The 9,756-nt window shown below is 34.9% G+C and carries 7 protein-coding genes; 3 read left to right on the forward strand and 4 right to left on the reverse strand.

From position 1 onward, the window contains the following. Positions 1 to 188: 188 nt before the first annotated feature. The 4 genes from ACIDC4_RS24280 to rimP form a co-directional block, all read right to left on the reverse strand. Entirely contained in the window at positions 189 to 698 is a 510-nt protein-coding gene (locus tag ACIDC4_RS24280) for a DUF4920 domain-containing protein (protein WP_412045596.1), read from the reverse strand. A gap of 157 nt (positions 699 to 855) precedes the next feature. Further along, the gene (infB, locus tag ACIDC4_RS24285) at positions 856 to 3,738 is read right to left on the reverse strand and encodes a translation initiation factor IF-2 (protein WP_412045595.1); all 2,883 of its coding nucleotides are present in this window, start codon (positions 3,736 to 3,738) and stop codon (positions 856 to 858) included. 48 nt (positions 3,739 to 3,786) lie between these two features. After that, positions 3,787 to 5,034 (reverse strand): transcription termination factor NusA, encoded by a 1,248-nt coding sequence (gene nusA / locus ACIDC4_RS24290; protein WP_041516381.1) that lies wholly within the window; start codon positions 5,032 to 5,034, stop codon positions 3,787 to 3,789. Between the two features lie 13 nt (positions 5,035 to 5,047). Next, positions 5,048 to 5,512, reverse strand: a complete 465-nt coding sequence (gene rimP, locus ACIDC4_RS24295) for a ribosome assembly cofactor RimP (RefSeq protein WP_412045594.1) — start codon at positions 5,510 to 5,512, stop codon at positions 5,048 to 5,050. A gap of 175 nt (positions 5,513 to 5,687) precedes the next feature. Here rimP and ACIDC4_RS24300 point away from each other — a divergent pair, with 175 nt between their 5' ends. From ACIDC4_RS24300 to ACIDC4_RS24310, 3 genes are all read left to right on the forward strand, one after another. Then, a complete protein-coding gene (locus ACIDC4_RS24300; protein ID WP_412045593.1) occupies positions 5,688 to 6,512 on the forward strand; it encodes a universal stress protein in 825 nt (274 codons plus the stop codon). Between the two features lie 187 nt (positions 6,513 to 6,699). Beyond that, the gene (locus ACIDC4_RS24305) at positions 6,700 to 8,115 is read left to right on the forward strand and encodes an aldehyde dehydrogenase family protein (RefSeq protein WP_412045592.1); all 1,416 of its coding nucleotides are present in this window, start codon (positions 6,700 to 6,702) and stop codon (positions 8,113 to 8,115) included. 64 nt (positions 8,116 to 8,179) lie between these two features. After that, positions 8,180 to 8,986, forward strand: coding sequence for a helix-turn-helix domain-containing protein (locus ACIDC4_RS24310; RefSeq protein WP_412045591.1), 807 nt, complete (start codon positions 8,180 to 8,182; stop codon positions 8,984 to 8,986). Positions 8,987 to 9,756 lie beyond the last annotated feature (770 nt).

Consider the following 9,756-nt stretch of genomic DNA (forward strand, 5'->3'; position numbering starts at 1 on the left):
CATCCGATAAACGAATAAAGCGCAACAATATTAATTTCTGCTCAATATTCCCCCAGACAAGTCAAAATATCCCAATCAATATGATGTAATGCCCAACAAACACATATTCAAAAATTAGAAAAAACAGATAAAATCCAGGTCTTTTCAATAAAAAAAGCTCCAATTTTCATTGAAGCTTTAAAATATAACTAGTTCACTACCTTTATTCCATTTGCAAGAAACCTTATCTCTTCTTTTGGCACCGTAATAGCATCTATCTCCGATTGCGATTTTTTAGCATCTTTAGCATAGTGTTTAAGCTCCTTTACAGATGTTATTTCTTTTTCGGCATTCCCTTCTAAAATGACACTTTTTCCTTTCAATGCTGTAGGAACAAAAAAAGCATAATCTTTCATTTTAACAAAAAACGAAGAACCATCATCTGTTTTAAGAGTCACCCAACATCCTTTTTTCGGACAAACATCGGTCACGACTCCTTTTACAATAACATTATCTGCCTTTTTATCCTGTTTTAGCTTACTTTCCAATTCATTAATCGAAATTGCTTTATCTTCAGATGTTTTAGACACATCGGCACCGTAATAATCCCCAACTAAGGCATTACCCGACGGCGGTCCTTTTTTCTCTACAGCCTCCTGAGAAAAAGACTGACTCGAAATACTTATAAAAATAACAACAGCGTATATTAATCGTTTCATACAAAAATAGTTTTCCCAAAAATAATATTAAAATTTCAAACATTTTAAATATCTCTTTTTTAAATATAAATTAGATAAATAAGCCTTTTCATAGAAAAGTATAAGCACAAAAAAAGTCCCAATTTTCATTGGGACTTTAAAATATAATTATTGAATATTATTTCAATTTCTTTTTAATTGCAACTTCATGGTATGCTTCAATAACATCTCTTTCTTCGATGTCGTTGTAACCTTTGATCTGAATACCACAATCGTATCCTTTAGAAACTTCTTTAACATCATCTTTGAAACGTTTCAATGCAACAAGTTCTCCTGTATGCACCACTACTCCTTCTCTGATAACTCTAATTTTAGAACTTCTCATGATCTTACCATCCATCACCATACAACCAGCGATTGAACCCACTTTAGAAATTTTGAAGATCTCACGGATCTCAGCAGTTCCTAAAATTTCTTCTTTCATCTCTGGAGCTAACATTCCTTCCATCGCATCTTTCAAGTCATCGATAGCAGCATAGATAATAGAGTAGTAACGGATATCGATTTCTTCTTTATCTGCAAGTTGTCTTGCATTTCCTGCAGGACGAACGTTAAATCCGATAATGATCGCATCAGAAGCAGAAGCCAACATAACGTCAGTTTCAGTAATTGCTCCAACACCTTTATGGATAATATTAATTTGAACCTCTTCTGTAGAAAGTTTAGAGAACGAATCTGATAATGCTTCAACAGATCCATCAACGTCTCCTTTAAGGATCACGTTCAATTCTTTAAACTGACCAAGTGCAATACGACGACCAATTTCATCAAGTGTAATATGACGTTGTGTACGTACAGATTGTTCACGCATTAATTGAGAACGTTTAGATGCAATTTGTTTTGCTTCTTTTTCATCTTCAAATACATTGAACTTATCACCTGCAGTTGCAGCACCATCTAAACCTAATACTGATACCGGAGTCGAAGGACCTGCTTCAAGAACAGTATGCCCTCTTTCATCATGCATAGCTTTAATCTTACCATGATGTTTACCTGCTAACATGTAATCTCCAATTTTCAATGTTCCTTGTTGAACTAAAATTGTAGAAACATATCCTTTTCCTTTATCAAGGAAAGCCTCAACTACAGTTCCCTGAGCCGCTTTATTTGGATTTGCTTTTAAGTCTAAGATTTCAGCTTCTAATAAAACTTTTTCTAATAACTCTTTTACTCCTGTTCCAACTTTTGCAGAAATATCATGTGACTGAATTTTTCCACCCCAGTCTTCAACAAGTAAATTCATACTAGCCAAACGCTCTTTAATTTTTTCAACATTAGCATTTGGTTTATCAATTTTATTGATCGCAAATATAATTGGCACTCCCGCCGCTTGTGCGTGAGAAATTGCTTCTTTTGTTTGTGGCATGATATCATCATCCGCAGCAACAACGATAATAGCAATATCGGTAACCTGAGCTCCACGTGCACGCATCGCGGTAAACGCCTCGTGACCCGGTGTATCTAAGAATGCGATTTTCTGACCATTGTCTAAAGTTACTCCGTAAGCTCCAATGTGCTGTGTAATACCTCCAGACTCACCAGCGATAACATTTTCTTTACGGATATAATCCAGTAAAGATGTTTTACCGTGATCGACGTGACCCATTACAGTAACAATCGGTGCTCTAACAACTAAATCTTCTTCTTTATCTTCGATTACCTCAATGGCATCTTCGATATCAACTGTAATAAACTCAACTTCGTAACCAAATTCATCTGCTACGATAGTTAATGTTTCAGCATCTAAACGTTGGTTCATGGTAACCATGATTCCAAGAGACATACAAGTTCCAATTACTTTAGTAATCGGCACATCCATCATGATCGCAATTTCACCTACAGTAACAAACTCAGTAACTTTAATAGTTTTACTTCCTTCGTCAATTGCTCTTTGCTCTTCATCAGATTTCTGACGGTGCGTATCTCTTTTATCTCTTCTGTATTTAGCAGCTTTTGATTTTCCACCTTTACCCTGAAGTTTTTCAAGAGTCTCTCTAATTTGGTTTTTTACTTCCTCTTCAGTAGGCTCCACTTTAGCAACAATTGCAGGACGGTTTCCTTTTACAAAACCTGGTCTCGCGCTTCTGTTAGCATTAAAGCCACCACCACCGGTGTTTGGCGTGATTTTATTAGGATTTGGGGTTCCCGGTGCATGTGTAGCAGGTTTTGCCGCACCCGGAGTTCCCGGTTTAGGAGCAATTCTTTTACGCTTATTTTTATTAGCGTTATTTCCGGCTCCCGGAGCTCCTGGTTTATTAGGAGTTATCTTTGGATCTTCTTTCTTTTTCTTAGGCTTATTAAATTGAGATAAATCAATTGTCTGACCTGTAAGAGTAGTTCCTGATAATTTTTGATATTGTGTCGTGATCGTTTCCTCCGCAGTTGCAGGGTCAGTTGAAACAACTGGTTCCTGAGCCACTTTCGAAGTTTCTGCTTTCACTTCTTTTACTTCTTTTTTCTCTGTAATAATAGGCTTTTCTACCTTTTTCTCTTCAGAAACTACAGGAACCACTGGCTCAGGCTGTACAATTTCTTTCTGAACAGGTTTTTCTGGTTGAGTTGGAGCAACAACAACTTTTGGTTCTTCTACCTTAGCTGGTTCTTCAGCAGGAGGAGAAACAACAGTAGGTTTCTTTGGATTTAAATCAATTTTACCAACCTGCACAGGTCCGGTTACAACAGCTCTCGCTTTTATAATCTCTTGTTGCTTTTGGCGTTCCTCGTCTTGTCTGCGTTTGTCTTCAATTTCTTTTTCACGTTCTACACGCAAAGCTTCTTTTTCTTTTCTTTTCTCTTCACCAACTTCTTTAGAAGCTTCTTTATTCCCCTTATCGCCCGCAAATTGGCTTTGTAGGATATTAAATTCGCTATCAGAAATTTTCGCATTTGGATTTGCATCAATAGCAATTCCCTTATCTTTTAGATAATCAACAGCTCTTTCTAACGAAATATTTAATTCCCTTAAAACCTTGTTTATTCTTATTACTCTCTCTTCAGACATATAACCTTTTTATTATTACCTTTTTCGTTGTGTTGTTAGAGCAGATAACTAGCTATCAAACTCTTCTTTTAGTATTTTCATAACATCAAGAATCGTTTCCTCTTCTAAATCTGTTCTTCTTACTAAATCTTCTACTTCTTGCTTCAAGATACTTCTAGCTGTATCTAAACCAATTTTTGCAAATTCTTCGATAACCCAGCCTTCAATTTCATCTGAAAACTCAGTTAATTCAACGTCATCATCTTCACCACTAGCAACATCACCTTCTCTGATAACATCTAGCTCGTAGCCTGTTAGCTGACCCGCTAATTTTATATTATGACCACCTCTACCAATTGCTTTAGAAACTTCTTCTAATTTCAAGAAAACTTCAGCTCTTTTATTTTCTTCATCAATTTTGATTGAAGAAACTTTTGCAGGGCTTAATGCTCTTGTAATAAACAATTGAATATTACTTGTATAGTTGATTACGTCGATATTTTCGTTTCCTAACTCACGAACAATTCCGTGAATACGAGATCCTTTCATACCAACACAAGCTCCAACAGGATCAATTCTATCATCATAAGAATCTACCGCTACTTTTGCCTTTTCACCTGGAATACGCACTACATTTTTAACTGTAATCAAACCGTCAAACACTTCAGGAATTTCTTGTTCAAATAATTTCTCTAAAAACTTCTCAGAAGTTCTTGACATAATAATTTGAGGTTTATTTCCTTTTAATTCAACGCTTTCAATGATTCCGCGAACGTTATCTCCCTTACGGAAAAAGTCAGATGGAATTTGTTTTTCTTTTGGAAGCACAATTTCATTTCCTTCATCATCGACCAAAATTACAACTCTTGGGCGAACATGGTGCACTTCGGCAGTATAAATATCACCAATAATATCTTTAAATTGTTTATAAAGATTAGTATTATCGTGTTCGTGAATTTTAGATATCAGGTTTTGGCGTAAAGCTAAAATAGCTCTTCTTCCTAAATCAATCAATTTAACCTCTTCAGAAACTTCTTCTCCAATTTCAAAATCCGCTTCGATCATTCTTGCTTCAGTCAAAGTAATTTCTTCGTTCTCAAAATCAAGATCTTCGTCAGCAACAATTACTCTTCGTCTCCATATCTCCATATCTCCTTTATCAGGATTTATGATAATATCGAAGTTATCATCAGAACCGTATTTTTTCTTTAATGCATTTCTAAACACGTCCTCTAAAATTGCCATAAGCGTTACACGATCAATAAGTTTATTATCTTTAAACTCTGAGAATGAATCGATTAATGCTAAATTTTCCATGCGAATTCTTTAATTAAAATGTTACTGTAACAATTGCCTCTTTAATTTCTGTATAAGGTATTTGTTGCTCTTTTTGAACTGTTTCTTTTCCTTTTCCTACTTTTTTCGGTTCTCTAGCCTGCCAAGACAAAATTATAAAAACATCGTTAGCTTCTACTAATTCTGCTTCAATTTTTTCATTATTTGTAGTAACAATCAATGTTCTACCAATATTTTTTATGTATTGTCTTGTCATTTTCAATGGCGATCCTACTCCAACCGATGCTACTTCAAGCGAAAAATCCTGTTCTTCACGATCCAGATTATTCTCGATTGCACGACTAATGTCAATACAATCCTGCAACGCCACTCCATTATCCCCGTCTAAACCTACACTAATCTTGAAAGAGTCTGAGATAGCCAGATCAATCAAAAAGATTGAGGGCTTTTCTAAAAGAGCCTCTGCTATTAATCCGTTTACTTTTTCTTTAAATGTCATAATTTTATAAAAAGAGGGGACACTTAGTCCCCTCATTATTTAGATTTTAATAAATAACGGTGCAAATATAGTGTTTTTTTTATAAATCAAAATAAATAGATTGCTCTAAAAATATTTCTTATCTTTATAAGAGTATCAAAACAACAGAATTTCACATTATTTAACCCAAAAAACCATGAAACGAATTCTAGTACCTACCGACTTCTCTGAGCACGCAGAAAACGCCTTAAAAGTTGCTGCACAAATTGCCCAAAAAAACAATTCTGAAATTATCGTTTTGCACATGCTTGAACTTCCAAGTCAAATGAACGATGCAGTTTTGGGAGGAGCAAGCATTCCTGAAACGATGCTTTTCATGAAAAAAGCCAACGAAATGCTTGACGAAGTCTCATCAAGACCATATTTAGACGGAATTTCGATAACCGAAATTGTAAAAATGGATAAACCTATCCACGGCATCTCACAAGTCAGCAAAGATTATGATATAGATTTAATTGTTATGGGATCTCATGGTTCATCCGGAATCGAAGAATTACTAATTGGTTCTAATACAGAAAAAGTAGTTCGCAACTCAGAAATCCCGGTTTTAGTGATCAAAAAAGACATTACAAATTTTAATGCTTCGAATATTGTTTTTGCATCTGATTTTTCTGACGAAACTAAAAAACCCTTCGAAAAATTCGTAAACCTGAGCAAACTTTTTGAAGCAAAGATACACCTTGTTACAATTTGCACACCAAACAGTTTTAAACCAACTCATGCAGCTGAAAAAGCCATGACTGATTTTACATCTGAATATAACCTAACCAACTATCAAACACATATTTACAACGATACCAATATCGAAAAAGGGATTATTAATTTCTCTAACAGCATAAACGCAGATATTATAGGAATGTGCACACACGGAAGAACCGGTTTCGCTCACTTTTTTAACGGAAGCATCAGCGAAGGTTTAGTAAACCACGCCGTAAAACCCGTTATCACATTTAAGATTTAAAAATTTCACATATACCATTCAAAAGCCTCTCAACCGAGAGGCTTTTTTTTTATGCTCACCCAGTTTTATTCTTTACAAAAACAACTTTTTTATGAGCTTTCCAACAAAGTCACTTTGAGCTTTCTAACAAAGTCAACAGCATTCTTAATCCGGATCTTTGTCAAATAAAAATCATAAATACTACAACATGAAAACAATAGACAAGATTTACATTAACGGAGAATTTATTACTCCAGAAGGGACAGAATATTTTGATTTAATAAGCCCAACAACAAATGAACAATTAGGAAAAGTGCTTTTAGGAAATCAAAAAGACACACAAAACGCTATAGCGGCTGCAAAAGAAGCTTTTAAAACTTTTTCTAAAACCACAACAACAGAAAGAATTCAATATCTGCAAAACATTAAAACTTCTATCGCAAAAAGAAAAGAAGAATTTATCAACGTAATGATTGAAGAATATGGAGGAACAAAACAATTCGCAACAATTAGTTACGAGTATATGCTAAAAGGTTTTGAATCTACAATTAACTTATTGAACACTTACGATTTCACCAAAACAATGGGAGAATCTGAAGTTCAGATGACACCACTAGGCGTAGTAGGAATCATTATCCCATGGAATTCGAGCAATGGTTTTATCTGCAGCAAACTATCCACCGCAATTGCAGCAGGATGCACGGCTGTAATAAAACCAAGCGAAATGAGCGCGCAGCAAACGCAATTAATTACCGAATGCCTTCATGAAGCAGGATTACCAAAGGGTATTTTTAATATCGTTAACGGATTGGGCGAAATAGTTGGAGCAGAAATAAGCAGAAATCCTGATATTGCGAAAATCTCATTTACAGGATCTACCAATGTTGGAAAAATTATCGCAAAAGAAGCCGTAAACACCATGAAAAGAGTTACACTTGAACTTGGCGGAAAATCTCCTAATATCATTCTCGATGATGCTAATTTTTCAGAAGCAATTCCGCTTGCCGTAATCGCTGCTTACATGAATAGCGGACAAGCGTGTATTGCCGGAACAAGATTACTAGTTCCTGAAAACCGACTTGAAGATGTCAAAAAAATAATAAAAGAAGTACTCTCTAATACTATTGTTGGTGATCCAAAAAACGAAACAACCGCAGTTGGACCAATGGTGAGCACAAAACAATACGAACGCGTTCAAAACTATATCCAGATAGGCATTGATGAAGGCGCTGAAGTTTTAATTGGTGGATTAGGAAAACCTGAAGGATTAGAAAAAGGAAACTTTGTAAAACCAACTGTTTTTGTAAACGTAAACAATCAAATGCGAATTGCAAGAGAAGAAATTTTTGGACCTGTTTTATCTATTATAACATACAAAACCGAAGAAGAAGCAATAGAAATCGCGAATGATACTACTTACGGATTACAAGCTTACGTAAGTTCCTCAGATGAAAAAAGAGCCCACAAAGTTGCCTCACAAATAAATGCCGGACGCGTGCAAATAAACAGAATTGGACATGATCCTATGGCTCCGTTTGGAGGATTTAAACAATCCGGAATAGGCAGGGAATTTGGAACAATAGGTCTTGAGGCTTATCTTGAACCAAAAGCTTTAATCCGATAAATAATCCAGGATCCGGAACATCTTCTTATACAAAGATTTCCGGATCTTTTAGTAACTTTACGTTATGACAGCAAAAGCAACTACAAAACCTCAAATACTCTACTCCTGCTATTACTCACGCAGCCGCGAAGGAGAGAATTTCATACCGGAACATGTATTTAGCTACCAGATTTCGGGAGAAATGATCGCTTCTGACAGTAAGAATACTTATATCTCAAAAGAAGGTGATTTTCGTTTTAGCAGAAGAAATCATTTAGCAAAATTCGTTAAAATTCCGCCCGAAGGAGGAGAATTCAAAACAATATCCCTTTTCTTAGATCAGGAAATTTTACGCGAAATAAGTGCCGAATACAATTTCAAAATCAACAAAAGATCCGATTCTGAAGCCATGCTTTCATTAGCTCCAAATCCACTTTATAAATCTTTCATGGAGTCGCTGATCTCGTATCTTGAAGTTGAACAAGATAAAAACGAAGCTTTATTTAATTTAAAAATAAAAGAAGCTGTACATCTTTTGCTTAAAGTAAATCCAGAACTGAAAGATATTTTATTCGATTTTAATGAGCCCGGCAAAATTGACCTTGAAGCATTCATGAACAAGAACTTTCATTTTAATGTACACCTTACTCGTTTTGCTTATCTCACCGGAAGAAGTTTAGCTACTTTTAAAAGAGATTTTCAAAAAGTATTTCAGGAAACACCCGGAAAATGGTTGCTCAACAAAAGATTACAAGAAGCTTATTACTTAATTAATCAGGGGAAATCGCCATCTGAAGTCTATATTGGAGTAGGCTTTGAAGACTTGTCTCATTTTTCATTTTCATTTAAAAAGAAATTTGGTATTGTTCCGTCTTCTTTATTATTGAAATAAAACTACTCTATAAATTCCAAATTTTAAAATTCCAAATTCCAAACTATATAAATTGAGAAACAATCATGATCCTTGTTCTTAAGATTAAAGCTTAGGCTATTGATAAAACACAAATTTCACAATATTCACCTATTCCCGGATCAGCGCTAAATGCTGTGGGGCAGCTTACAAATGCTGACTGTTTTTTTTTACCGCAGAGAAACAAAGATTTTATCTAAGAATTTCTTATAAACACAGAGTTCGCAAAGCTAAATCAATATACAGCTTTGCGAACTTTGCCTTTTATAAAAAGCTAAGAATATAAAAACTTAGCGATCTTTGCGGTAATTTTTTTGCTTCAGAGGTTTTAGGATCGACGTATTAACAATGAATGTTGTCGAGAAACATTAAAAATTTTATATTCCCTAATTATTTTTTAACGCAGAGAACGCAATCCCGATAGCTATCGGGATTCGCAAAGTTCACTAAGATTTAAGTAGTGCTTACACAATCAAAGTCTTCAAAGCTTTGTGAACTTTGTGTTTTTTCTAAACTTAGTATATTTAAAAAACTTTGCGTTCTCCGTGGTAATTTTTTCTATATCAACAGGTTTTCGTGTTGATCCCTATTTTTTACCTATTCCAGAATTTGGAATTTTCAAAATTGGAATTTCCAAAAAAGTTTACCGCATAAAAAAAGCCTCTCGATTGAGAGGCTTTTTATGTTGGTCTACAAGGACTCGAACCTTGAAAGACTGCACCAAAAACAGTTGTGTTACCATTACACCATAG

The organism is Flavobacterium sp. C3NV, from assembly GCF_046825355.2.
GTDB lineage: Bacteria > Bacteroidota > Bacteroidia > Flavobacteriales > Flavobacteriaceae > Flavobacterium.